This is a genomic window from Nocardia abscessus, assembly GCF_015477775.1.
GTDB classification, from domain to species: domain Bacteria; phylum Actinomycetota; class Actinomycetes; order Mycobacteriales; family Mycobacteriaceae; genus Nocardia; species Nocardia abscessus_A.
The window spans coordinates 1072678-1097536 of the sequence record NZ_JADLQO010000001.1 but is presented as its reverse complement, the minus strand read 5'-3'; the positions used below and the strand labels follow the sequence as shown (position 1 = coordinate 1097536).

Here is a 24859-nt window from a genome sequence, read left to right as displayed (position 1 = left end):
TCAACTCACCGAACTCGCCGACGCGGTGAACGTATTGCACTGCGCCGCACGGTTTTTGTCCACACCGGTCTCGAACCACTGCCCGCCGTTCTCGGAGGATCCGTGGTCGCGCATGTCCCCGGCCTGGTCGCCGCGCCCGTAGGCGTCCTTGCGAGCCAAGGTGAGCTGCGGATCGGTCAGCGAGCCGCCCTCCGCCGAGGAGGACAGGTACATGCCGTCGAAGCAGTTGGCCTGCAATTCGACCCGGCGGGACAACTCCAGGCCCTTGGCGGTGCGCGGTCCCGCGTCCGCCCGCTCGCTGTTGGCCTTGCGCAGGATGCCGGACATCGCCTGCACGTGGTGCCCGTACTCGTGCGCGAACACCGACAGGTAGACCACCCAGTTGTCCTTGAAGTAGTCCGTCTGCAACTGACTGATCGGCATGTAGATCGTCTTGTTCGCCGGGCAGTAGAACGCGGCGAAATTGCTGGTCGAGCCGGTGCACGGCGTGGTGATGCCCGCCGTGGTCGCGCTGACGTTGAGCGACGGCGGCTGGAACGGCAGATTCGCCTTGCGCAGCACGGGTTTCCACGCCGACTCCAGGCACGACGCGGCGCTTTCGAAGAACTTGCGGGCGGCGTCGACCTGCGTGCCCCACCGCGCGTAGTCGCATCGCGCCGGGATCAGTGTCGCGCTCGGGTCGGTCAACAGCGGATTGCTGCCGGTTTCCGCCGGTCCGATCGAGCCGTCCGGCTGGGCGTCGAACGTGAAGCTCGGTTGCGGGCCGGACGCGTCGCTGTCGTTGCGTCCCACCGAGATGGCGTTGCGCACCAGTCCCGCGGCGACCAGGAACACGACGACCACCAGCAACACCACCCATCCGCCGCCACCGCGTTTGCGCGGCGGCGGGTAGGGCGGCCGTCCCGGCGGGCCGTAGGGCATCGGCGGCGGGACCGGCGGGCCGTAACCCGGGGGCGGACCGTAAGCGGGCGGGGCATATCCGGGCGGCGGACCGTAGCCGGGCGGACCGTAGCCGGGAGGTGGGCCGTAGCCAGGTGGCGGACCGTAGCCCGGGCGCGGGCCATAGGGCGCACCGTAGCCGGGCGGCGGCGGAACCGGGCGCCCCCCGTGCGGGACCGGTCCGTGTCCGTACGGTGGTTGTGTCACGCCCCCGTACCCCCTCGTCCTAGTGATCGCCGACAGCCGCTGACGCAGGATAGCAAGCTGTCTAGAGTAGGCAGCCATGCTGACTTTTCGGGGGGCCGCCCTAGGCGCGCTGCTTCTCGCCGTCGTGGGACTGTCCGCGACGGCCCCGGTCGCCCAGGCCCAGCCCGCACCGGACGGCGTGACCATCACCGCCGATCTGAAGCTGAACCGCGAGGGCGTCCTCGAAGTGGTCGAACAGGTCTCGGTACCGCCGGAGGGCTCCTTCCGCATGTCGCTCCCGCTGCGGCTGAAGGTGAGCGACGACGCCGAGCGCATCTTCCGGGTCACCGACGTGGACACCGAGGGCGCGGGCACCGCGACAGTCGCGAACGACCAGTTCACCATCGAGGCCGAGCCCGGCGAATCCACCTTCCGGTACTCCGTGCAGAACACCGTCAGCGGCGCGCCGGGCACCCAGGTATTCCACTGGCTGGGTGTGCTCAACACCGACATCGCGTCCATCAGCGCCTCGCTGATCAGCCCGAGCTTCGAAATGGGCATCGTCGACTGCAAACTCGGCCCGCCCGGCAACACCCGGCCGTGCGCCGACGTCAAGATCGAGGCCGACGGCGTCCTGTTCCTCGAGCAGACCGACCTGCACAAGGGCGACGCGATCGACCTGACCCTGCAACTGCCGCCCGGCACCGTGCCGAACAACGCCGACGTGCGCGACAGCGGTGACGCGGGCCCGTTCACGGTCACCACCCCGGTGCTCGTGGCGTTCGGCGTCCTGCTGGTGGCGCTGGCCGGTCTGGTCGCCTTCGTGCTGCGCGCCCGCCGCCAGGACGCGGCGATGGATGGCGGTTCGGAGACGATCGACCCGCTGCTTCGCGACGGCGATCGCGTGCAGTTCACCTCGCCGGACGGCGCGTTGCCCGGTGAGGCGGGCCTGCTGCTGGACGGGTATGTCGATCCGGTCGACATCGCCGCCACCGTGGTGGATCTCGCGGTGCGCCGGTACATCCGGATCACTCCGCTCAGCGACAGCGACTGGCGGATCACCCGGGTGAACACCCCCGATGACCAGCTGCGCGACTACGAGAAGGCCGTCTACCACGCGCTGCTGCCCGATGGCTCCGACGCGGTGACACTTACCGACCTGCGCAAGCCGGGTCGCGTGGACTCCGGTCCGGTACGCACCGCGTTGGTGGCCGATGCCGTGGCGCGGGGCAATTTCCTCGATCGCCGACGGCCCGGCTTCGCGGTGTGGCTGGGCGGCGCGCTGGTCGTTGCCGGTGTCGCCGCGACCGTCGCGCTCGCGCTCACGTCCGGGCATGCCCTGGTCGGTGTCGCCATCGCGCTCGGCGGTGTCGCGACCCTGCTCGCGCCGAAGTACCTGCCCGCGCGAACGGCCCGCGGGCTCGAGCTCGCCCGGCAGATCCGCGCCCTGCAGCGCGGCCTGGAAACGACTCGGCGCGAACAGATCCCGCCGATCGACCAGGAGACCGTGTTCTCCCGCGCGCTGCCGTTCATGGTGCTCGGCGCGCGCGCCGACAACTGGATCCGCGCCTTCCGCGATCTCGATCCGTCGGCCGACGCGCAACCCGGCCTCTACTGGTTCGGCGGCTTCGAACGCGACCGCAACCTGCAGCGCTTCGCGGGCCACTTCCCGTTCTTCATCACCGCGCTGGAAGGGCTTTTCGCGACCGCGGGCGACCCTCATCGGTAACGCCGTACACGCACGAAAAGGGCGACCGGCCGCTGCGGCCGGTCGCCCTTTGTCGTATTGCTCAGTCGCTCGACGCGGTGCGCCGCACCGCCGCCAGCGGGTCGGCGTAGAGGACGCTCAGCGAGGTCACCACAGCGGCGTATTCCTGTACCTTGCCGCCGAATCCGCTGATCCGGATGTCGGTGGGCGGCAACGTGGAACCCTGGTTGAACGCCCGCGCCACATGCGCGACCGCGGGGCGGTAGCCGGTGAAGGCCTGGCCACCGAGGATCACCCGATCGGGGTTGAGCATGTCGCGCACCATCGCCACGGTGTGGCCGAGGATGGTGGCCCGTTCGGCGAGCAGCTCGCGTGCGGATTCCGAACCGGCCTCCGCGGCCCGGTACAGGTCGGCGATGGTCGAGCCCGCGGTTCCGTTGTGCGCCGGGATGATGCCGCGGCCGACGGCCCTGGAGTGCAGCGACCGATCGCCGACGGTCACCTCCAAGCAGCCACGCCGTCCGCAGGTGCATTCGACGTCCGAGCCCGTCGGCAGATGCGCGATCGATCCGGGGCCGTTGCTCGGCGTGTGCACGCGACCGTCCAAAGTGACTGCGACACCGGCGGTCTCACGCACGTAGAAGTAGAGGCTGCTGCCCCGCTCGACGCGGGCTTGATCCTTCGGTTCGCCGGTGGGCAGCAACAGCTCCGAACCCGCCATCGCCTCGACGTGCGGCGCCACCGAGACCGGCAGCTCCAGCACCTCGCCGAGAACCGAACCGACTTGCGCGCCACGCCATTCCAGCTTCGGGTGGTCGACGACGCCGGTGAGCGGATCGACCCGGCCCCCGATCGCGACGCCGGCCCACAGCGCCTTGCGCCGGTGCCAGCGCTGCAGGAACGCTTTCGCGCTGCGGGCGACGGTGGTGGTGGCGAATTCCTGACCGGTCTGCGGGGTCGCGATGGCCAGGCCGCCGAGGATGCGGCCGCGCAGGTCGGCGGCGACGATCTTGGTGACCACGGCGCCGATGTGGATGCCGATGGTCAGGTAGGCCTCGTGATCGATTTCGAAGGGGACGCGGGGGCGTCCGACCGCGCCCGAGGCGGTCAGGTCGGGGCGTTCCCGCAGCAGGCCGGCCGCCAGCAGCGCGGAGACTTGGCGATTGACCGTGGCGATGCTCAAACCCGTTGTGCGCGCGGCGTTGTCGCGGGAAACCGGGCCGCCGGTAGCGGAGCGCAGCACCGCGGCCGCCGGGTTGTCGGCGATGCGCAGTTCGGGAGCGACGACCGGACGCTGAACGCGGGCGCGGGCGGCCGCAACCCTGGAGCCGGATCGTTCGAGGGCGGGAAGGGACATTGTGCAGATCCTTGCTGAAGTCCCGTAATCCAACGGGACGTGCCTACATGGGCGGCGAGGCAGCAAATGAGCAGGAAAACGAGCTCAGCTGCAGCAAGAGAGGCGACACAGTTCGCGCGTCAATGGCAGCCGCAGACCCAGTGCGGCGGTCACGTAAGTGACGCGCAGGAGGTTCGATCGGCCGGCAGACATGTCATTAAAATTAACACCGATTTCCGCGACGCACCAACCCCCGACGCGCCGTTGTGTGCACCCGCACATTGTTTCCCCAGGTCGTGAGCACGCGAAAAAGACCCCGCTCCCCCGAAGATGCCTGCGGGGCGGGGTCTTTTCACGCGGAAGGATTACTTCGGCGCGTTGAACGGCTGGTTGATCGTCGTGAAGTACTGGATCGCGGCGGCGACCGCCACCGGAGCGGTGACCAGCAGCTGGCCCGCGAGGGTGCCGAGGGCGCCGACCGCGATGATGCCGCCGAGGCAGCCGATGGCGGCGGCCGGGATGAACGCGCCGAACAGGCCGACGATCGCGGCGGAGGCCACGGTCGCACCCGCGATGCCGCCGAGCACGCAACCGACAGCGCCGCCTGCCAGGCCGCCCACAAGCGTGCCGACCGTCGCACCGGCAGCGATGGTGCTGGTCAGGCGGGTCCAGGCGGCGACCTCACGGTCGTACTCGGTCTTCCACGGCGCCTTGTCCTCGTACGGCAGGGCGACCGGCTTGTAGACCGCGCGCTCCCGGTCGAACAGCGGCGTCAGCGTGGCGCTGCGGCCGGAAATCTGTGCGGCGATCGGGAATTCGAAATCCTCCAGCTGAAACCGCAGCGGCTGGGCCGCGAGCACGGTACCGTTGGACGCCTTGACCTTGAACACCTCGTCTTCGACGACCAGCGAACCCGCGTCGGTTTCGATGATCGACTGACTATCCGTCGCATACGCGGTGAAATTGATTGCGCTTTCGGCGCTTTCCTCCGCGGGCGCGGCGCCGGACGTACCCGCAGCCACTCCGGTCGCGATGGTCACCAGCGCCGCCACCACGGCGAGCTTCCTCATCCTCATGTCCTGCAATCCCTCATCTCAGGTGGAGCCGTTCCAGGCAAAAGCATCCGGTACCGACTCCCCGAGAACGAGGAAAAAACGCAAGACGATTTCAAATAGGCAACCCGCGAATTACGACCGTGCTACTTCGCTTTGGCCGCCGATTTCGCCTGCTTCTTGAATTCCCTTACCTGCGCGAGGGATTCGGTGTCCGTCACGTCGGCAACCGACCGGCGCGAGCCATCGTCGCCGTACGCGCCCGCCGCCGCGCGCCAGCCCTCCGGCCGCACGCCGCGCTGCTTGCCCAGCAGGGCCAAGAAGATCTTCGCCTTCTGCTCGCCGTAGCCGGGAAGTTCCTTCAGGCGGCGCAGCACTTCCTTGCCGTCCGGGTCGCCCGCCGTCCAGATGTTCTCGGCCTTGCCGTCGTAGTGCTCGATGACGTAGCGAGCCAGGTCCTGGGCGCGCCGGGCCATGGACCGGCCGTAGCGGTGGATCGCGGGTGGTGTCGCGGCGAGCTCCTCGAACTCCTGCGGGTCGGCCTCGGCGATGCGCCGGATGTCGAAGCCGCCCATCCGGTCGGCGATCTTCTTCGGTCCGCGGAAGGCGTGCTCCATCGGGTACTGCTGATCCAGGAGCATGCCGAGCAGCGTGGCGAAATGGTCCTCGGTCAGTAGCTTGTCGGCCTCGGCGTCTTGCGCCAGGCATAGCGTGCGAGTCACTGTCGCGCCTCTCCAGGTATTCAGGCCGTACTGGATCACTCTACGATAGTGACCCACCTCACATCCCCTACGCGCGGGTAGATGACGTGCCGCGTAGGCTCCAGGCCATGCCTCCGATGACGGCGACACCGACTACGACGGCCAGGGATGGACACGGGCCCATGAACACCTACGCATTGCGCCCCGATCGGTTCGACAGAGCAGGCCAGGACCAGCTCGTCGACGTGCGTGACCTACAGGCCGCGCTGCCCGGTATCCGCCGCCTGCGCGCCTGGGCGCACGAAGCGCTCGCGTTGCGGCCCGGCGAGCACGCCGTCGACATCGGCTCGGGCACCGGCACCGAGGTCGTCACCTTCGCCGAGGCGGTGGGCCCGACCGGCGGCGCGGTCGGCGTCGAGCCGGATCCGCACCTGCTCGCCTCCGCCGAACGCCGCGCCGCCCAGGCGGGCTCCACGGCCAAATTCCACTCCGGCGACGCCTATGGCGTGCCGTTCGGCGCGGAAAGCTTCGACGCCGTCCTGTGCGAGCGCGTCTTCCAGCACCTGACCGCCCCTGCCCGCGCGGCCAACGAGATCGCGCGCGTGCTCCGTCCGGGTGGCCGCGTCGTCGTGGTGGACAGCGATTGGGGCACCGCGATCATGCACCCGGGTGACCGGGGAGTCGTCCGCGAGGTGATCGACACCCTCGTGTCGGCCACCACCAATCCGCTGTCGGGCCGTCGCCTCCCAGGGCTGCTCACCAAGGCGGGCCTGGTGGTCGACGACATCGGCTCGCAAGCCTTGGTGCAGGACCGCAGCGTCGGTGTGGGCTCGCTGGTCACCAGGATCTCGGCGATGGCGGTCGCGCGCGGTTCGATCACCGAGGCACAGCGCGAGCAACTGCTCGCCGACCTGGAGGCGGGCGCGGCCAATGGCGACATCCACCTCTCGGTGACCATGTTCGCCGTTCTCGCGCACAAACCGCACTGACCCGGGCCGATGGCCGTCGACGTACTGACCGAGGTCACGATCGACCGCTCACGGGAGCTGGTCGCGGCGTACGCGGCCGATCCGGCGCACGCGCCCGCCTGGTACTCGCGCATCCGCGGCGTCACCTGCGAAACGGAGCCGCCGCTGCGCGTCGGCACGCGGGCGGCGTTCGTCGCTCACTTCCTCGGCCACAGGCTGGCCTATACCTACGAGGTCGTCGACTACGTGCCCGGCTCCCGGTTGGTGATGCGCACCGCGCAGGGGCCGTTTCCGATGGAGACGACCTACACCTGGGTGGACACCCCTGAGGGCGGCACCCGCATGACACTGCGCAATCGGGGCGAGCCGAGCGGATTCGAGAAACTCGCCGCACCCCTGCTGGAGGCGGCGATCCGGCGAGCGAACCGTGCCGATTTGGCGCGGCTCAAGGAACTGCTGGAGACCGGGTAGGCGACTACCTCGCCTGCGATCGGCCCAGCGCGACCCCCCGAGCATCCGGCACGATCACGCGGCCGCCTCGGCCCGGCACGAAGTCGACGACGCCCGGCACGGGATCCGTGCCGGGCGCCGCTGGTCGGTTTCGGTCTGCCGCTACTTGCCGAGCAGCTTCTCGGTGGCCGCGAGCAGTACGCAGGTGGCCAGCCCGTCCATCGCCTTCTCCAGCTCGGGCAGCTTCGGGAAGCTCGGCGCGATCCGGATGTTCTTGTCCTCCGGGTCGTTCCGGTACGGGAAGGCCGAACCGGCCGCGGTGAGGGCGATGCCCGCTTCCTTCGCGAGCGCGATCACCCGCGCCGCGGTGCCCTCCAGCACGTCCAGGCTGATGAAGTAGCCGCCCTTGGGCTCGGTCCAGGACGCCACCTTGGACGCGCCGAGGCGGTCCTCGAGGATCTTCAGCACCAGGGCGAACTTCGGCTCCAGGATGGCGCGGTGCTTCTGCATATGTGCGCGCACACCGTCGGCGTCCCGGAAGAAGCGCAGATGGCGCAGCTGGTTGATCTTGTCCGGGCCGATGCTCTTCTTCGACGCGTGGCTGAGGTACCACTCCAGGTTCGCGGTGGAACCACCGATGAAGCTCACGCCCGAGCCCGCGAAGGTGATCTTCGAGGTGGAGGCGAACACCAAGGGGCGGTTCGGGTTTCCGGCAGCGGCGGCCAGTCCGAGCACGTCGATCACCGGGGCCGCGGTGTCGGTGAGCGGGTGCACCGCGTACGCGTTGTCCCAGAAAAGCCGGAAGTCCGGCGCGGCCGCGGGCATCGATACGAGTTCGCGGACAACGTCTTCGGAGAAGACGACGCCGGTCGGGTTGGAGTAGTTCGGCACTGCCCACAGGCCCTTGATCTGCGGGTCGTTCGCCAGCAGCTCGGCGATGGCGTGGGTGTCCGGGCCGTCGTGGCGCATCGGGATCGGGATCATCTCGAAGCCGAGTGCCTCGGTGATCGCGAAGTGCCGGTCGTAACCGGGGGCCGGACACAGGAACTTCAGCGTGTCCTCGGCGGCCCAGCGACGCTCGGAATCGTTGGTGCCGTACAGCATCGCGTAGGTGATCACGTCGTGCATCAGCTCGAGGCTGGCGTTGTTGCCCGCGAGCAGATTCTCCACCGGGATGTTGAGCAGCTCACCGAAGATCGCGCGCAGTTCCGGGAGACCGTGCAGGCCACCGTAGTTACGGCAGTCGGTGCCGGTGCCGTCGCGGAAATCGCCCTCGCCGGGCAGTTGCAGCAGCGCCGCGGACAGGTCGAGTTGCTCCGGGGAAGGTTTTCCGCGGGTCAGGTCCAGCGTGAGCTTCTCGGTCTTGAGCGTCGCGTAGTTCGCGTTCTGGGTCTCGTGCTCGAGCACGAGCTCCTCATGGCTCATCAAACCGATCTGCGTTTGCCGGGGCATCCTGGGCAGCCTTTCAAGCAGCGAGGGGACGAATGGGTTTGGCCGGACCGATGTGCGGCGGCGACCGAACTGTTGTCCGTGCAGACGCACGTGCATCCACGGACGGTGTTCACGTTACCCGTGCCATGCCCGGAATTGGGGGCGTTATCCGCCGACCGACGGGAGTCGGCTCGGGCCGGGTCCGCCCACAGCCGCACCGGTCGAGCGAAAGGCGAGGCAGCCGCGCATCCGCCTGCGCAGGCCCTCCAAAATAAGGGGACCCCGCGCACCCGGCAGAGCCCGTTGACCCTTGCTGCCTTCCGGCCCTGGGGGAGTTCACAGGATGCGCGCCGCGCGGGATCCGTCGGCCAGTGTAGCGCCTCCCGCCCGCAATCCCATCCTCCGGGTCTACAACCCGCCTCGACCAGGCACTTCACCCCTTCCACCCCACCTATTTGGCGACCGGCCGGGGGCTACCGGTATGCTGCTCCACGGAGGATTCGCCTAGTGGCCTATGGCGCTCGCCTGGAACGCGGGTTGGGTTAACGCCCTCAGGGGTTCAAATCCCCTATCCTCCGCCATGAAAGGCCAGGTCGGACGCTTGATCGCGTCCGACCTGGCCTTTTTCCATCGGACAGGCACCGCCGTGCCGCCGGCCAGCCGAGCTGGGCAATCGCGGCCCCACCGACTGGGCACGCTGAGATGTCGACTATTCGCCCAACCCGTGAGTATTCGCCCAACCCGTGAGCGATGCCTCGCCGTGTAGGCGATGCGCGGGCGCGTGACTCGTCTGTTGCACTCACGACCACGGCCGCGGCAGGGCCCGCGGTCTTGTTCGCGTAGGTCCTTCCCGGTTCGCCCGATCTAGGCTGTGCGACTTTCGTTTCCGATGGAATGATCGTCCCCGTGACTCAGTGGCTTCCGCTCTTCGGTTCCCTCATCGTCGCCATTGCGGCATTGGTCGGCGTGCTGGTCAACAACCGCACGAACCGTGCGGCGCTCACCGCCGCGGACGAGCGGAACCGGGTCACCCTGGACGCGGCGCAGCGCACCGTGGAGTCGACCAACGCGGCGGCCGAGCGGCGCGAGCACGACAAATGGCGGCGGGAGTCGGTGCTGACCGCGGTCTCCTCCGTGCTGGCCATCTCGAGCGATGTCCGCCAGCAGCTGTTGCGCTGCGATCGCTGGGAGGCCGACGAGCTGGATCAGCTCGACGCGGAAGTACGGCAGATCATCACCGGCTCCCGGGGTTTCATCAGCAGCCTGCGCGTCGTGTCGCACCGCAAGATCCCCAACCGCTGCGAGGACCTGATGCGTACGCTCACCGCGGCGCTGAACATCAGCTCGCAGCGCCGCAGGATCGAACTCGACGGCGAGGCCACCCCCGAGGAGATCGCGGAGATCCAGGCGCTGTGGTCGCGGGCGATCGAGAACACCGTCGAGGAAGAACGATCGGTCATCAACGCCACCCGGCTGGAGCTGGAGATCAAGATCTCCGCCGAAGTCCACCAAGCCACGCCCCAGCCTGCCCTCGCCCGTTCTTGACCAGCGGGCAGGCGAGCGTCACACCGGCGGCGCCGCCGGAGCAGGGTCGCGCTGGATGAGGTGCGCTTCGAGCAGCGCGGCACGCAGGTACGCGGCATAGGCATCGATGTCCGGCAGGACCTCGGGGTCGGCATGCAGGGAGACGGTGACGGTGTCGCCGAGACCGTGCACCCCGTGGGTGAGATGCATGACGGAGCCGAGGGCCGGGAAGCCTGCTGTGCAGCGCACGTCGCCGCCACCGAAGGAAAGGTCGGCCGCGCCGCGATCGACGCTGGAGACGACAGTGTGGCCCGCGATCGAGTCGGGAACGGCGTCGAGGGGATAGCGGTCCACGTCCCTGCGCAGCATGGGAGCCGGGACGGTCGCGGTGACCCGGTCCTGCGCCGACAGCAGCGGGTGCCGTGCGCGCACGCGGCGGTCGGCGAGCGCCGCGGCGATCTTGTCGGCGCGCAGCCGCGGGTCCGGTTCGTCGACGAACAGGTCGACGCCGAGGTTGCGGTAGTTGTTGCGCGCGGCGGTGCGCTCGGGCAGAGCCATCGGGACCTGCGCGCCGAGGCGCTCCGGCGGCTCGCCACGGTCGGCCAGGTAACGGGCGAGCGCCAGCGACACCGCGGTCAGGACGACGACCGTGACGGTGCGACCAGGGACGCGCAAGTCTTCGGCCGGAAACGCGAGTATCCGAGCTTCGTGCCGCCGGACTCCTTCCGCTGTCGAACGATTCAGCAAGCTCGGCGGGAAATCCGGCCCCGGTGGCGGCAATTCGCCCGCTTCGGTCATCCGTGCCAGCCGTTGCTGCGCCTGGAACGCCTGGTAGCCACGCACCGCGGTGGCGGACACCCGAACCGGCATGCGCAACAGCGCCAGAGCCGAATCGGCCAGCACCCCAGCGGATGACAGTCCCGCCGATACCGCAGCACCGATCATCCGCCCACGGGCCGCTACCGCTGAGCCGACTTCGCCGCCTCCCGCAAGCAACGCGGACAGCCGCGGCGTGAGCCTGCTCCCAGCTGGGTCGACGGATGTCTCGCCACCTGCGGCATCGACTCCGCCGCCTTCCCGGGTCGGCATGTGATCGGACGCCCTCGTTCCGGCTCGGCTTCGGTCCCGGACCACAGGATTCTCCGCCTCGGTGAACAACACACGGGCGATGGCCGAGGCCCGCCGCCCGTCGGCCAGCGCATGGGACATCTGGAGCACCACCACCAGCGCGGGCTCTCCTTCCAGTCCCGGCGCACCGGCGATGCCGCGGAACACGTGCAGTCGCCACGGGTGCACGGCGGCATCGACGCCGGTGCCGAGCAGTTCGCCGACCGCGTCCAGCAGACGTGACCAATTACGCTCCACCAGTTCGTGTTCCAAGAATTGCCCGGCACCGAATTCACACCGCGTCCAAGCCGGGTAGTCGATGTCCGCGGGCAGTTCGCGCAGCCGGACGCGAAGGTCGGCGATCCGCGCGCTTCGTTCGGCGACCGTGGCGCGGAGTTCCTCGGTCGGCCGTCCCCGATCGGCGAAGCAATACAGCAGAAAAAGGTCGTTGCGCGTGCGTTTGGACAGCCAATAGATCGTCGCGTCCTGCGGTGTCATCGCGCTCACAAGTAAAACGATATCGACTCGGATCCGGCAGGGCCCGGGGAGCCCGGACGATGTGAATGATCTTGTTCCACAATTCACCGGAAAACCCCATCGATTCCGCCTTCCAGCTCTGCTACCGTCTGTAGTAGGAACGGATTCCACTCTCACCCAGGGCGGGGTGTCAGCCATGGCTACAGCTCTATCTCGGATAACCGCCAACCAAGCCGATGAGGCGGACGAGCGGTATCGCGCCGCCGCGTTCATGAAGCGGTCGATCAACAAGGTCTTCCCGACCCACTGGTCGTTCCTGCTCGGCGAGATCGCGCTCTACAGCTTCATCATCCTGCTGCTGTCCGGCGTCTACCTGACGCTGTTCTTCGACCCGTCCATGAGCGAGGTCGTCTACAACGGCTCCTACCAGCCGTTGCGCGGGGTCACCATGTCCCGGGCGTACGAGACGGCGCTCAACCTGTCCTTCGAGGTCCGTGGCGGCCTGTTCGTGCGGCAGGTGCACCACTGGGCGGCGTTGTTGTTCGCGGCCTCGATCATCGTGCACCTGTTCCGGATCTTCTTCACCGGCGCGTTCCGCAAGCCGCGTGAGGCGAACTGGGTGATCGGTTCGCTGCTGCTGATCCTGGCCATGTTCGAGGGCTTCTTCGGCTACTCGCTGCCCGACGATCTGCTCTCGGGCACCGGCCTGCGGGCCGCGTTCTCCGGCATCACGATGAGCATCCCGATCATCGGCACCTGGATGCACTGGCTGATCTTCGACGGCGACTTCCCCGGCGACATCATCATCCCGCGCTTGTACGTGGCGCACGTGCTGCTGTTCCCCGGCATCATCCTGGCGCTGATCGCCGCGCACGTGGCCCTGGTGTGGTACCAGAAGCACACCCAGTTCCCCGGCCCTGGCCGCACGGAGAACAACGTGGTGGGCGCGCGGATCGTGCCGGTGTTCGCCGCCGACCAGGGCGCGTTCTTCGCCTTCACCCTGGGCATCGTGGGCATCATGGGCGGCCTCTTCCAGATCAACCCGATCTGGAACCTGGGCCCGTACAACCCGTCGCAGGTGTCGGCGGGTTCGCAGCCGGACTTCTACATGATGTGGACCGACGGCATGGCCCGTTTGATGCCGCCGTGGGAGCTGTACCTCGGCCGCTACACGGTGCCCGCGGTGTTCTGGGTCGCCGTGCTCATGGGTTTGGTATTCGCCGTGCTCATCTCCTATCCATGGATCGAAAAGCGGCTCACCGGCGACACCGGCGCGCACCACAACCTGCTGCAACGCCCCCGCGACGTGCCCGTTCGCACGGCGCTGGGCGCCATGGCGATCGCGTTCTACGTGGTGCTGACGCTGTCGTGCGTCAACGACATCATCGCCTACAAGTTCGACATCTCACTGAACGCGACGACCTGGGTGGGCCGTATCGGCATCCTGCTCGGGCCGCCGATCGCCTACTTCCTGGCCTACCGCATCTGCCTCGGCTTGCAGCGCAGCGACCGCGCGGTGCTCGAGCACGGAGTGGAGACCGGCGTGGTCAAGCGCTTGCCGCACGGCGAGTACATCGAGGTGCACCAGCCACTCGGCCCGTTGGACGCGCACGGCCACCCGATTCCGCTGCAGTACCAGGGCGCCCCGGTTCCGAAGAAGATGAGCAAGCTCGGTGCGGCGGGCAAGCCCGGCACGGGCAGCTTCCTGCGCGCCGACCCGCGCGACGAGAGCGCGAAGCACTTCGAGACCGAGCACGAAGAGGAACGCAAACAGCTCGCCGTGCTGCGCAAGGTTCAGGATCGGGCGAACGGCCACGGAAACGGTTCCGCCCAAGGAGAACACTGAGAATTCGGCGCCCGCACAGCCCGTGCCGAAACCGCGAAGGCCCCGAGTCCATACGACCCGGGGCCCGCTTTGCCTTGTTCAGGCGACTCCGGAGCGGTTCAGCCGCGCCGGAACTCTCCCCCCGAGACCCCCACTAGGAATGCGTCCCACTCGCCCGGCGCAAACGCCAAGACCGGGCCACGTCCACTGTCCTTGGTGTCACGAACCGCGACATTGCCGTCGACGAGAAAAGCGACTTCCACGCAGTTCCCATCCGGACCGCTGTATGTGCTCTTGCGCCACACAGCGCCCGTCCAATCAACCTCCACGGCACTAGCTCCTTTGCTGCGTCGAGAGCGAGATTTCTCCTGACATCGTTCCAGCTAGCATCGGCACCCGACTCCGAAAGCCGAATCCCGTGGTGCACCCCGTGCCGGAGCGCACTTTCTCGGTGCGTCGATATCGCACATCGAGTTCGAGAGGAAATTAACCTCGCGCGGGGCCTGTCCCCGCGCGGTAACACTAGCAGGTCCTTCGAAAGTTTGCCCGGCTCTTGCCTATTCAATCATCGCAACCACACACGTTTGCGAAGCAAGAGAGTTGCGGAAGCATTGCCAGCTCTCCTCATTCATTCCCCGCACTGGCGTACCACAATGTTTTTAACGGATGTGATTGCTCTGTTATCAGACGACAATTCACATCCTGCCGCAGCCCACGTCGACGCAGTCACAGCGGCCGTGCATGATGGAACCTATGGTCGAACGCGATCGCGACGACGCAGGTCGCGCCCGTAGTGCCCGTCCACGCGACCGCCTCGGGCGCCCGCTGCCGCTCGGCAGCACCGGAGTTGCCCGAATTCCTGACGATCTCGAGCTTCCACCCCAGCAAACCTTGACCTTCGCCCAGCAACTGCTGGACGACGGACTTGCATTCAACGCACACGAGGTTTTAGAGGCCGCGTGGAAGAACGGACCGTTCGCCGAGCGGATGCTGTGGCAGGCGCTCGCGCAGTTCGCTGTCGGTGTAACCCACATACAGCGCGGCAATCCGAAGGGGGCGCGTACACTGCTCGCCCGCGCGGTGTCGCGGTTGACGGCATACCGCCCGGAAGGCGAACAGGCGCCCTACGATATCGACCTCGCCGGACTGGTCGCGCACGCCGAGTCGCTGCTCGCCACGCTGGAGGCAGGCGGCGAACCGGCGGAGGCCGACCTGCGGCCGCGTCTGCGCGGTTGAGCGCGTGGCTTCTACCATGGCCCGCGTGCGCAGCTCATCGTCTACCGACCGAGCCCGTGGCTGAGCCGGGCGCGGGACGGTACGCGCCGAGCCCGTCCGGGGACCTGCACCTGGGCAATCTCCGCACGGCGCTGCTGGCTTGGGCGTTCGCTCGCTCCACCGGCCGCCGCTTCCTGCTCCGGATCGATGATCTGGACCGGGTGCGTCCCGGCGCGGAGCAGCGGCAACTGGACGACCTCGCCGCGATCGGCGTGGACTGGGACGGGCCCGTGCTGCGCCAGTCCGACCGGTTGCCGCAGTACGAGGCGGCTGTCGAGCGTCTCGTGGCCGCCGGGCTCACCTACGAATGCTATTGCACTCGAAAGGAAATCCAGAAGGCCGCGACAGCGCCGCACGGGCCGATGGGCGCGTACCCCGGCACCTGTCGCACGCTGAGCGCGACGGCGCGTGCGCGGTTGCGCGCCGAGGGTCGCCCGGCCGCGCTGCGCCTGCGCGCCACGGCCACCGAGTTCGAAGTGCACGACGACTTGCACGGCCGCTACCTCGGCCCGGTCGACGACGTGGTGCTGCGGCGCGGCGACGGCATCCCGGCCTACAACCTCGCCGTCGTGGTGGACGACGCGGCACAGGGCGTCGACCAGGTGGTGCGCGGCGACGACCTGCTGCCGTCGACCCCGCGCCAGGCATATCTCGCCACGCTGCTCGACCTGCCGGTGCCGCGCTACGCCCACGTGCCGCTCGTGCTCAACACCGAAGGGCGGCGACTGGCGAAACGGGATGGGGCCGTGACACTCCGCGAACGCTTGGCGCTCGGCAACACGCCGGAGGAAGTAGTCTCGGCACTGGCCGCTTCGCTCGGCTTCACCGCGACATCGTCGTCCGAGCTACTCGCGCGTTTCCACACCCGGCAGCTACCCCGCGAACCGTGGATACTCGATGTGAATGGGTTGTTGCGAAGCAGCCCATGTCCGTAACGTACGCATCGTCCAACTACTGATCAATCGACGAGGACAAACAACTATGACAAGCGGTGGGTACGACCCCAACCAGTATCCGCAGGGCGGGCAGCCGTACGGGCAGCCGTACCCCCAGGGCGGCGACCAGTACGGGCAGCAGCCCCAGTACGGGCAGCAGCCGCAATACGGACAGCAGCCCCAGCAGCCCCAGTACGGACAGCAGCCGCAGTACGGCGGACAGCAGCCGCAGTACGGGCAGGATCCCTACGGTCAGTACCCGCAGCAGCCCGGGTTCAACAACTACGGCGGCCAGCCGGGCGACCTCGGCACCCGCATCGGCGCCCGCGTGATCGACGCGATCATCCTGATGATCCCGTACTTCATCCTGTACCTCCTGGTCAACAACTCGGTGGGTTTGACCATCGGTCTCGGCCTGGTCTGGACCCTGGTCCAGCTCGGCTACTTCGTCGGCATGGAGACCTCGCAGGGCACCACGCTCGGCAAGAAGATCCTCGGCCTGAAGGTGCTCGCTCCGGGCGGCGCCGCCAAGATCGACCCGGTCACCTCGCTGAAGCGCAACCTGTTCGTCGCGGCGAACATCATCCCGTGCGTCGGCGGCCTCGTGTCGCTCGGCCTGGCGATCTACATCATGATCACCATCTCGCAGGACCCGAACAAGCAGGGCTGGCACGACAAGTTCGCCGGCGGCACCCAGGTCGTCAAGGCCTGATCCGCCACGGCGGCATCGAACGCGCAGGGGCGCACCCGAACCGGGTGCGCCCCTGTTCGCTTTCCCGGCTCCGCCGCTACGCGCTGGTCGCCCCCGCGATGATCACCACGACGAACCACAGGATGCCGAGCACGATCGCACCGACACCGATCCAGATGCCGGCCAGCGCCATGCCGCGCCCTTCCTGGCCGCTCTGCTTGATCTGGTTCAGCGCGACCACCCCGAGGATGATCCCGACGATCGAGCCGATCCCACAGGTGACGAACCCGACCAGCGACGAGATCAGCGCACCGATCGCCATGCCGTTGGTGCCCTGCGCCGGAACCCCGTAGGGCTGGTAGGGACTCTGGTAGCCGTAGTTCGGCTGCGGATACGGCTGTGCGGGCTGCTGGTAGGACGGGTATTGCGGCTGCGGAGGCGGCGTCATCGGCTGCGAGGGCGGCTGGACCGGGTACTGCGGCGCCGAGGGGTAGCCCGACGGCTGCTGCTCAGGGCTCGGGTATTGCGGAACCGAACTCTGCCCACCGGACTCCGGCGACACGCCTTGGCCGCCGTACTGCTTCCACCACTCGTCGGAATCGCCGGGATTCGTCATTGCTACAGCGTATTCCACAACCTGGTTGGATGATGCGGGTGAGTGAGTCGAAAACCACCCAAGAGCACAACGGGCCTGGACGCCCCGCGGACCATGCGGCATTTGCCCAGGTGGCGCGGGGATACTACGCACCGATCGTGGCCCTGTTCACTGCGACCTTGATCATTTCCAACATCTGCGCGAGCAAGGGAGTGGAGTTCCTCGGCGATCGGTCGGTGTCGCTGGGGCCGCTGCAAATCCTGCCGATCGCCACCGACGGCGCCTTCTTCCTTTTCCCGCTGGCCTACATCCTCGGCGACGTGCTGAGCGAGGTGTACGGCTTCCGCGCGACCCGCCGCGCCATCTACTACGGCTTCGCCGCCCTGCTGCTGACGGTCGCGTGCTTCGCCATCGCGATCCGGCTGCCCGCCGCGAGCTTCTACGAGAACCAGGAGGCGTTCCGCACCGTCCTCGGGACCACGCCGCGGCTCGTCGCCGCGGGTCTGGCCGGATACTTCGTCGGCCAGCTGCTCAATTCCGCGACGCTGGTGCTGATCAAGGAGCGGACGAAGGAAAAGTATCTGTGGGCCAGGCTGATCGGATCGACCATCGTCGGGGAGTTCGCCGACACGCTGATCTTCTGCTCGATCGCCGCAGGCGCGATCGGCATCGACACCTGGCAGCAGTTCGTCAACTACGTGATCGTCGGCTTCGTCTGGAAAACCCTCTGCGAGGTGATCGTGCTGCCGGTCACGTACCGGGTGATCGCGTTCCTGAAGAAGCACGAACCCACCTACGCGGCAACCGAAGTCGATCCGCTGCGCACCTGACGAAGTCGGGGTCCCGGTAGTCGTGCATTCTCTCTGCGCCTCGAACGCGGGGCCCGGCCGCGTGCCGGAGGTGTTTGTAACGGACGGAAGGCGACGCTCGATTCAGCCGGCGAGGTCATATTCGTGACCGAAACTAACTCAAAGAGATCGGGTTTGAGATGATTCGAGTCAATCGCCACATCGTCGCGGGCGCCCTGCTGGCCGGTGCGGTGCTGATGTCCGTCGCTCCCGCGCAGGCTCAGGCCCCGGTCGAGCCCCAGGCGATCGGCAACAGCGAGATTTCCAGCGGTTCGGCCGACCTGAACCGCTTCTTCTGCGGCACGATCTGGCGTCCTGTCTGCGTCTGATCCCCGACGCGCAGAACGACGAAACCCGCGGCGACTACCGGGACCCCCAAGTCCTCGACCGCATACAGGAGGGCGCGGGTCACCCGAGACGATCGCGGACGCTGTCGAGCTACTGATCGTCCTTGCGGCCGGTGCCCTCTGTCGCCCGGCCGACCCTTCCGCTTCCCCAGCGGCCCAGTGTCTCGGCCTTGTGCTCATCGAAGTACCCGCCTTCGATGCTGTCGCGGATGCGGTCGACCAGGCGGACGGTGAACCGCTCGTTGTGGATCGTGCACAGCGTGGCCGCGAGCATCTCCTTGGCCTTGAACAGGTGATGGATGTAGGCGCGGGTGTAGTTGGCGCAGGTATAGCAGTCGCAGTTCTCGTCGATCGGGGTGAAGTCGCGCCGGAAGCGGCTGGTGTTGATGTTGAACCGGCCGGTGTCGGAGTAGATCGCGGCGTTGCGGGCGACCCGGGAGGGATTCACGCAGTCGAAGGTGTCGGCGCCGTTCTCGATGGCGGTGAAGACGTCCTCCGGTTCGCTGATGCCGAGCATGTGCCGAGGTTTGTCCTCGGGCAGCTCGTCACAGCACCAGCCGACGATAGCGCCCAGATTGTGCTTCTCCAGCGCGCCGCCGATGCCGTAGCCGTCGAATCCCGTTCCCGCGCCGCCGCGAATCGATTCGAGCCCGCGACATGCCTTGCGGCGCAGATCCTCGTACTGCGCGCCTTGGACGACGGCGAACAGCGCCTGGTACGGACGGTGTGTGCGCGCGGCGGTCAGCCGCTCGTGCTCGTAGATGCAGCGCTGCGCCCACTCGTGCGTGCGTTGCACCGATCGCTCCTGGTAGGCGCGGGTATTGAGCAGCGTGGTGAGTTCGTCGAAGGCGAACATGATGTCGGCGCCGAGCTGGTGCTGGATACCCATCGACACCTCGGGGGTGAACCGGTGCGCCGAACCGTCGAGGTGTGAGCGGAACGTGACCCCGTCGTCGTCCACGGTGGCCAGCCGTTCTTTGCCGGGCGCGATCACCTCGTCGCTGCGGACGTCGACCGCCTCCATCGCCAGCACCTTCTTGAAGCCCACGCCCAGCGACATCACCTGGAATCCGCCGCTGTCGGTGAAGGTGGGTCCCGGCCAGTTCATGAACGCGCCGAGCCCGCCCGCCTCGTCCACGATGTCGGCGCCCGGCTGCAGGTAGAGGTGGTAGGCGTTGGCCAGCAGCGCCTGGGCGCCGAGTTCGCGCATCGTCTCCGGCAGCACCGCCTTGACCGTCGCCTTGGTGCCCACCGGAACGAAGGCGGGCGTGGCGATCGACCCGTGCGGCGTGGTGATCACCCCGGACCGGCCGTGCCGCCCGTCCAGACGCGCACCGACAGTGAAGGAGAAGGATTCGGGACCGGACACCTCGATATCCTCGCAGTTCGACGGAACCCACCCGAACCAGGCCACCGCTCACCGGCCGACACCACCGCCGCGACGAGGTCGCGGCAAAACTACACAACCCCAGCGAACTGGGCGTTGTAGAGGCGGTAGTACGCCCCGCGCTCCTCGAGCAAGCGTTCGTGCGAGCCGTGTTCCACGATCCGGCCCGCTTCCATGACGACGATCAGGTCGGCGTCACGGATGGTGGACAGGCGGTGGGCGATGACGAAGCTGGTCCGGTCGCGGCGCAGTGCGGCGGTGGCGTGCTGCACCAGCAGTTCGGTGCGTGTGTCCACCGAGCTGGTCGCCTCGTCCAGGATGAGGATGGACGGCTGGGCGAGGAACGCGCGCGCGATGGTGATCAGCTGCTTCTCGCCCGCGCTGACGCCGGAGCCCTCCTCGTCGATGACCGTGTCGTAGCCGTCGGGCAGCGCGTGCACGAAACGGTCGACGTAGGCGGCGCGCGCCGCGGCGAGGATGTCCTTCTCGCTCGCGTTGGGGTTGCCGTAGGCGATGTTCTCCCGGATGGTGCCGCGGAACAGCCAGGTGTCCTGCAGGACCATGCCGATGCGCGAGCGCAGATGGTCGCGGGTGATCTCGGTGATGTCGACGCCGTCGACGGTGATCGTGCCCGCGTCCAGTTCGTAGAACCGCATGAGCAGGTTCACCAGCGTGGTCTTGCCCGCGCCGGTCGGGCCGACGATGGCGACCACGTGTCCTGGCTCGGCCACCAGCGACAGCCGCTCGATCACCGGCTTGTCGGGTTCGTAGCGGAACGAGACGGCCTCGAACTCCACCCGGCCGCGGTCGACCGGGCGCGCGACGGCCATCACCGGGTCCGCGCTCTGCTCCTCGGCGTCGAGGATCTCGAAGATCCGCTCGGCCGAGGCGACCCCGGATTGCAGCAGGTTGGCCATCGCGCCGAGCTGGGTCAGCGGCTGACTGAACTGGCGGGAGTACTGGATGAACGCCTGCACTTCGCCGAGCGAGAGGCTGCCGGTGGCCACTTTGAGGCCGCCGACCAGCGCGACCAGCACGAAGTTCACGTTCCCCAGGAACATGATCGCGGGCATGATCAGGCCCGAGATGAACTGCGCTTTGAAGCTGGCCTGGTAGAGCTCCTCGTTGCGCTCGTCGAATTCCTTGCCGACCTCGCGGTTGCGGCCGAACGCGGTGACCACCTCGTGCCCGGTGTAGGCCTCCTCGACCTGGGCGTTGACCAGGCCGGTGTACTTCCACTGGTTGACGAAGTGCGGCTTGGACCGTTTCGCGATCTGCGCGGTGACCACGATGGCGGCGGGCACGGTGAGCAGCGCGATCACCGCGAGCACCCACGAGATCCAGAACATCATGACCAGGATGCCCAGCACCGAGAACACCGAGATGAGCAGCTGGCTCATGGTCTGCTGCAGGCTCTGCGAGACGTTGTCCACGTCGTTGGTCACCCGGCTGAGCACGTCACCGCGCGGCGCGGTGTCGAAGTAGCGCAGCGGAAGCCGATGGATCTTGTCCTCGACGTCGCTGCGCAGCCGCTTCACCGTCCGGTTGATCACGATGTTGAGCAGGTAGCCCTGCAGCCAGCCGAAGACGGCGGCGCCGATGTACAGCACGAGCACCAGAGCGAGCACCCGGCCCACCGCACCGAAGTCCACGCCGACGCCGGGCACCACGTCCATGGCGCCGAGCATGTCGGCGAAGGTGTCGTCGCCTTCGGCCCGGAGGGCTTCGATCGCCTGGTCCTTGCTCACGCCCGGCGGCAGCTGTTTGCCGACCACGCCGTCGAAGACCAGGTTGGTCGCCTTGCCGAGGATGTAGGGGCCGAGGGTGTTCAGTACCACCGAGACGATGACGAGCGCGATGATCAGCCCGACATAGAACCGCTCCGGCGTGAGCCTGCGCAACAACCGTTTCAAGGACGGGCCGAACGATTTCGCCTTGGTGTCCGGCGAGCCGGGAGTCGGCATTCCGGGTCTCATCGCGCCTCCTGCTCACCGCGGGAGACCCGCACTCGGTCGCGGTCGTTCTTCATCGCGCCTCCTCGGCACTCAGCTGCGACTCGACGATCTCCCGGTACTCCGCGCAGTCGCGCATGAGCTGCTCGTGGGTGCCGATACCCGCCACCGCGCCGTCTTCGAGTACCACGATCTGATCCGCGTCCCGGATGGTGGCGATGCGCTGAGCGACGATGAGGACCGAGGCGTCGGCGGTCTCCGGCTTCAGCGCCTCGCGCAGCCTGGCGTCGGTCGCGACGTCGAGAGCGGAGAACGAGTCGTCGAACAGGTACACCCGCGGCTTCTTCACCAGCGCACGCGCGATGGCCAGCCGCTGACGCTGGCCGCCGGACACGGTGGTGCCGCCCTGGGCGACGGGGGTCTGCAGGCCTTGCGGCATCTCGCGGACGAAATCTGCCGCCTGCGCGATCTCCAGCGCACGCCAGAGTTCGTCGTCGGTGGCGTGCGGATTGCCGTAGCGCAGGTTGCTCGCGATGGTGCCGGAGAAGAGGTACGCCTTCTGGGGAACGAGTCCGATCTGCGCGCGCAGCACCTCCAGGTCGATGTGGCGGACGTCCGTACCGCCGACGTAGACCGCGCCGTCGGTGACGTCCATCAGCCGCGGAATGAGGTTGATCAGCGTGGTCTTGCCCGCGCCGGTGGAGCCGACTATCGCGGTGGTGGTGCCTGGACGCGCCTGGAACCGGATGGCTTTCAGCACCGGTTTCTCCGCGCCGGGGAAGGCGAACTCGGCGAACTGGACGTCCACGACGGCCGGGTCGTCGGTGAACGGCTGTGGCAGTCGTGGCGGGTGGACCGAGGATTCGGTGTCGAGCACCTCGCCGATCCGGTCGGCGGACACCGCGGCGCGCGGGGCCATCATGGCCAGGAAGGAGGCCATCATCACGGCCATCAGGATCTGCATGATGTAGGACAGCAGCGCCGTGAGCGAACCGATCTGCATGTGCCCCGCATCGATCGCGCGCCCGCCGAACCAGATCACCGCGACCGCGGTGACATTGCTGATCAGCATGACCGTTGGGAACATCAGCGCCATCAACCGGCCGACGCGCAGCGCGGTGTCGGTGAGTTCGGTATTGGCCAGGCCGAACCGCCAGGTCTCCTGCCGTTCCCGCACGAAAGCCCGGACCACGCGGATACCGGTGATCTGCTCGCGCAGCACCCGGTTCACCTCGTCGATCCTGGCCTGCATGTCGCGGAAGCCGGGCACCATCCTGGAGATCAGCACACCCATGGACAGCCCCAGCGCGGGCACCGCGATCAGCAGCAGCCAGGACAGGCCGAGATCCTCGCGCAACGCCATGATGATCCCGCCCACGCACATGATCGGCGCCATCACCAGGATGGTCGCCGACATCACGATGAGCAGCTGAACCTGCTGAATGTCGTTGGTATTGCGGGTGATCAGCGAGGGCGCGCCGAACATCCCCACTTCGCGCGCGGAGAACGTGCCCACGCGGTGCAGCAACGCGCCGCGCAGATCGCGACCCGCGCCCATGGCCGCCTGCGCACCGAGATAGACCGAGGCGGCGGAGGCGACGATCTGGACGCCGGTGACCGCGAGCATCCACAGCCCGGTGGTCCAGATGTAGCCGAGATCACCTTTGGTGACGCCGTTGTCGATCAGGTCGGCGTTCAGGCTCGGCAGATACAGCATCGCGATGACGGAAATCAGCTGAAGCACAACGACCCCCGCCAGTTGGGCGCGGTAAGGCTGGAGATGCGTGCGGAGCAGTCTGGTCAGCATGATGAATCGCAGGCTACCGGCTGTCGCCGGGATACGTCGTGGGGTTTGTTGACCTGCATGAATGCCCTCCCGTCGGGGTGCGCGCAGCTAGCGGCGCGCCCACGCGCCCGGGTCCTCGGTGAGCGCGTCGACGAAGCCGGGCAGCTGATCGCTCGCGATGTCGGCGATGGTGACGTTCTCCAGAACCGCACGAATATTGACCCGCAGCGCGATCCACACCCGCTGCAACGGCTGCGCCGCGCCGGCGTAGTGGACATCCTCCGGCCGCGCGCCGCGCACCGAGGCGAGAGGGCCTTCGATCGCGCGGATCACGTCGGCGATGGAGATCTCGGCGGCGGGCCTGGCCAGCCAGTAGCCGCCGTCCGGACCGCGCCTGCTGATCACCAGTTCGGCCCGGCGCAGTTCGCCGAGCACCGACTCGAGCACCTTGGGTGGAATCCGCTGGGCGGTGGCGATCGCTTCGGCTTTGACCGCGGGGGCGACCTGCACGAGGGGTGCGCCGAGCCCGGTCACGGATTGGTCCAGCCGCGGCGCACTGGCGATTTCGAGCAGCGTCCGCACCGCGTAATCGACCTTCGCGGTGATGTGCACAGCGGTGACTCCTGGCGTCGAGGTGGGATGACTCGAATCTACGCGGCGCCGCCGCCTGCCAGCACGCAGGTCGCGGCGTCCAGCAGTGACGATTCCACCAGCGAGTCGTCGGCACCAGGCACGAGTTCCTTGGACACCAGCGCCACACCGATCACCTCGAGCGCCGCGCAGGCGCGCAGCTGCGCCTCCTCGGTGGCGTTCGGCCCGGCCAGCCACTCGCGCAGCGCCCGGCTGGCGTTGATCAGATCCGGATAGCGGTCGGCCATGGCGTTGATGATCGCCACGGTGTCGCGCACGACCAGCGCCCCCGCGTCGCGGTGATGGATCAGGCCGCGCAGATACGTCCGCAGAACCTGACGGATGCTCTCGGCGTCGTGCGGCACCTGGTCGAGATCGTCCACGACCGAACGCATGTGATCGACGATCGGATCGATGATCGCCAATAGCAGATCGAGCTTCGACGCGTAGTGATAGTAGAGCGACGCCTTTGTGATTCCTACCGCATCCGCGACCTCGCGCAGGCTGGTCTGCTCGAATCCTTTGGCTCCGAACAGCTTCACCGCAGCGTCCCGAATCGCGTTTTTAGTGCCTCCACCTGCGGCGACAGCGCCGGGTGTGTCACGCACAGCCATCCGATGATCCTCTCATCACCTTCGCATCGAGCGAATGTCGTCCGCAGAATAGAGGTTGTACCTCCGCTTAGCTCCTGGGTAGTCTACCTACCGCA

At 67.7% G+C, this 24859-nt stretch carries 23 protein-coding genes, 1 tRNA gene and 1 other RNA gene; 11 read left to right on the top strand and 14 right to left on the bottom strand.

Annotated elements, in window-relative coordinates; all coding sequences use genetic code 11:
• Entirely contained in the window at positions 1-1146 is a 1146-nt protein-coding gene (locus IU450_RS05095; RefSeq protein ID WP_324197529.1) for a neutral zinc metallopeptidase, read from the bottom strand.
• A gap of 76 nt (positions 1147-1222) precedes the next feature.
• Between IU450_RS05095 and IU450_RS05090 the strand changes: the two genes are divergently transcribed.
• Positions 1223-2854, top strand: a complete 1632-nt coding sequence (locus tag IU450_RS05090) for a DUF2207 family protein (RefSeq protein ID WP_195148528.1) — start codon at positions 1223-1225, stop codon at positions 2852-2854.
• Positions 2855-2915: 61 nt separating this feature from the next.
• On the opposite strand, the gene IU450_RS05085 is transcribed toward IU450_RS05090, so the two are convergent.
• The 3 genes from IU450_RS05085 to IU450_RS05075 form a co-directional block, all read right to left on the bottom strand.
• Positions 2916-4190, bottom strand: coding sequence for an ROK family transcriptional regulator (locus IU450_RS05085; protein ID WP_195148527.1), 1275 nt, complete (start codon positions 4188-4190; stop codon positions 2916-2918).
• A 344-nt stretch (positions 4191-4534) separates the two neighbouring features.
• On the bottom strand, positions 4535-5245 hold the full coding sequence (locus IU450_RS05080; RefSeq protein ID WP_195148526.1) for a hypothetical protein: 711 nt from the start codon (positions 5243-5245) through the stop codon (positions 4535-4537).
• Positions 5246-5367: 122 nt separating this feature from the next.
• Positions 5368-5943 (bottom strand): HhH-GPD-type base excision DNA repair protein, encoded by a 576-nt coding sequence (locus tag IU450_RS05075; RefSeq protein ID WP_195148525.1) that lies wholly within the window; start codon positions 5941-5943, stop codon positions 5368-5370.
• A gap of 161 nt (positions 5944-6104) precedes the next feature.
• On the opposite strand from IU450_RS05075, the gene IU450_RS05070 reads away from it, so the two are divergent.
• Both IU450_RS05070 and IU450_RS05065 read left to right on the top strand, forming a co-directional pair.
• The gene (locus tag IU450_RS05070; RefSeq protein WP_195148524.1) at positions 6105-6911 is read left to right on the top strand and encodes a methyltransferase domain-containing protein; all 807 of its coding nucleotides are present in this window, start codon (positions 6105-6107) and stop codon (positions 6909-6911) included.
• 9 nt (positions 6912-6920) lie between these two features.
• Positions 6921-7361, top strand: coding sequence for an SRPBCC family protein (locus IU450_RS05065; RefSeq protein WP_195148523.1), 441 nt, complete (start codon positions 6921-6923; stop codon positions 7359-7361).
• Between the two features lie 141 nt (positions 7362-7502).
• On the opposite strand, the gene IU450_RS05060 is transcribed toward IU450_RS05065, so the two are convergent.
• On the bottom strand, positions 7503-8792 hold the full coding sequence (locus tag IU450_RS05060) for an aminotransferase class I/II-fold pyridoxal phosphate-dependent enzyme (RefSeq protein WP_195148522.1): 1290 nt from the start codon (positions 8790-8792) through the stop codon (positions 7503-7505).
• Between the two features lie 250 nt (positions 8793-9042).
• Positions 9043-9137: signal recognition particle sRNA small type (gene ffs, locus IU450_RS05055), an RNA gene on the bottom strand.
• 127 nt (positions 9138-9264) lie between these two features.
• Between ffs and IU450_RS05050 the strand changes: the two genes are divergently transcribed.
• A tRNA-Ser gene (locus IU450_RS05050) sits at positions 9265-9352 on the top strand.
• 325 nt (positions 9353-9677) lie between these two features.
• A complete protein-coding gene (locus IU450_RS05045) occupies positions 9678-10316 on the top strand; it encodes a hypothetical protein (RefSeq protein WP_195148521.1) in 639 nt (212 codons plus the stop codon).
• An 18-nt stretch (positions 10317-10334) separates the two neighbouring features.
• On the opposite strand, the gene IU450_RS05040 is transcribed toward IU450_RS05045, so the two are convergent.
• A complete protein-coding gene (locus tag IU450_RS05040) occupies positions 10335-11909 on the bottom strand; it encodes a WS/DGAT domain-containing protein (RefSeq protein ID WP_195148520.1) in 1575 nt (524 codons plus the stop codon).
• A 166-nt stretch (positions 11910-12075) separates the two neighbouring features.
• Between IU450_RS05040 and IU450_RS05035 the strand changes: the two genes are divergently transcribed.
• Complete coding sequence (locus tag IU450_RS05035; protein WP_195148519.1) at positions 12076-13725, top strand: cytochrome b; 1650 nt, start codon at positions 12076-12078, stop codon at positions 13723-13725.
• A 98-nt stretch (positions 13726-13823) separates the two neighbouring features.
• Here the strand turns inward: IU450_RS05035 and IU450_RS05030 are convergent, their stop codons facing one another.
• Positions 13824-14009 (bottom strand): DUF397 domain-containing protein, encoded by a 186-nt coding sequence (locus IU450_RS05030; protein WP_372478713.1) that lies wholly within the window; start codon positions 14007-14009, stop codon positions 13824-13826.
• A gap of 448 nt (positions 14010-14457) precedes the next feature.
• Here IU450_RS05030 and IU450_RS05025 point away from each other — a divergent pair, with 448 nt between their 5' ends.
• Genes IU450_RS05025 through IU450_RS05015 form a run of 3 tightly spaced genes read left to right on the top strand, consistent with a single transcriptional unit; the run spans position 14458 to position 16626 of the window.
• The gene (locus IU450_RS05025; protein WP_195148518.1) at positions 14458-14940 is read left to right on the top strand and encodes a DUF309 domain-containing protein; all 483 of its coding nucleotides are present in this window, start codon (positions 14458-14460) and stop codon (positions 14938-14940) included.
• Positions 14941-14996: 56 nt separating this feature from the next.
• On the top strand, positions 14997-15914 hold the full coding sequence (gene gluQRS, locus IU450_RS05020) for a tRNA glutamyl-Q(34) synthetase GluQRS (RefSeq protein WP_195148517.1): 918 nt from the start codon (positions 14997-14999) through the stop codon (positions 15912-15914).
• 46 nt (positions 15915-15960) lie between these two features.
• Positions 15961-16626, top strand: a complete 666-nt coding sequence (locus tag IU450_RS05015) for an RDD family protein (RefSeq protein WP_195148516.1) — start codon at positions 15961-15963, stop codon at positions 16624-16626.
• Positions 16627-16702: 76 nt separating this feature from the next.
• Here the strand turns inward: IU450_RS05015 and IU450_RS05010 are convergent, their stop codons facing one another.
• On the bottom strand, positions 16703-17221 hold the full coding sequence (locus IU450_RS05010) for a DUF4190 domain-containing protein (RefSeq protein WP_043685328.1): 519 nt from the start codon (positions 17219-17221) through the stop codon (positions 16703-16705).
• Positions 17222-17250: 29 nt separating this feature from the next.
• Between IU450_RS05010 and IU450_RS05005 the strand changes: the two genes are divergently transcribed.
• Together IU450_RS05005 and IU450_RS05000 are read left to right on the top strand one after the other, a co-directional pair.
• Positions 17251-18030, top strand: coding sequence for a queuosine precursor transporter (locus IU450_RS05005; protein WP_195148515.1), 780 nt, complete (start codon positions 17251-17253; stop codon positions 18028-18030).
• A gap of 158 nt (positions 18031-18188) precedes the next feature.
• A complete protein-coding gene (locus IU450_RS05000; protein ID WP_195148514.1) occupies positions 18189-18377 on the top strand; it encodes a hypothetical protein in 189 nt (62 codons plus the stop codon).
• Positions 18378-18486: 109 nt separating this feature from the next.
• Here the strand turns inward: IU450_RS05000 and tgt are convergent, their stop codons facing one another.
• The 5 genes from tgt to IU450_RS04975 all read right to left on the bottom strand — a co-directional run bounded on the left by tgt (position 18487) and on the right by IU450_RS04975 (position 24764).
• A complete protein-coding gene (tgt, locus tag IU450_RS04995; protein ID WP_195148513.1) occupies positions 18487-19764 on the bottom strand; it encodes a tRNA guanosine(34) transglycosylase Tgt in 1278 nt (425 codons plus the stop codon).
• An 89-nt stretch (positions 19765-19853) separates the two neighbouring features.
• Positions 19854-21758, bottom strand: coding sequence for an ABC transporter ATP-binding protein (locus IU450_RS04990; protein ID WP_195148512.1), 1905 nt, complete (start codon positions 21756-21758; stop codon positions 19854-19856).
• A gap of 49 nt (positions 21759-21807) precedes the next feature.
• On the bottom strand, positions 21808-23541 hold the full coding sequence (locus IU450_RS04985) for an ABC transporter ATP-binding protein (RefSeq protein ID WP_195148511.1): 1734 nt from the start codon (positions 23539-23541) through the stop codon (positions 21808-21810).
• Positions 23542-23628: 87 nt separating this feature from the next.
• Complete coding sequence (locus IU450_RS04980) at positions 23629-24132, bottom strand: RrF2 family transcriptional regulator (RefSeq protein WP_195148510.1); 504 nt, start codon at positions 24130-24132, stop codon at positions 23629-23631.
• A gap of 38 nt (positions 24133-24170) precedes the next feature.
• Positions 24171-24764, bottom strand: a complete 594-nt coding sequence (locus tag IU450_RS04975; protein ID WP_195148509.1) for a TetR/AcrR family transcriptional regulator — start codon at positions 24762-24764, stop codon at positions 24171-24173.
• Positions 24765-24859: the final 95 nt, after the last annotated feature.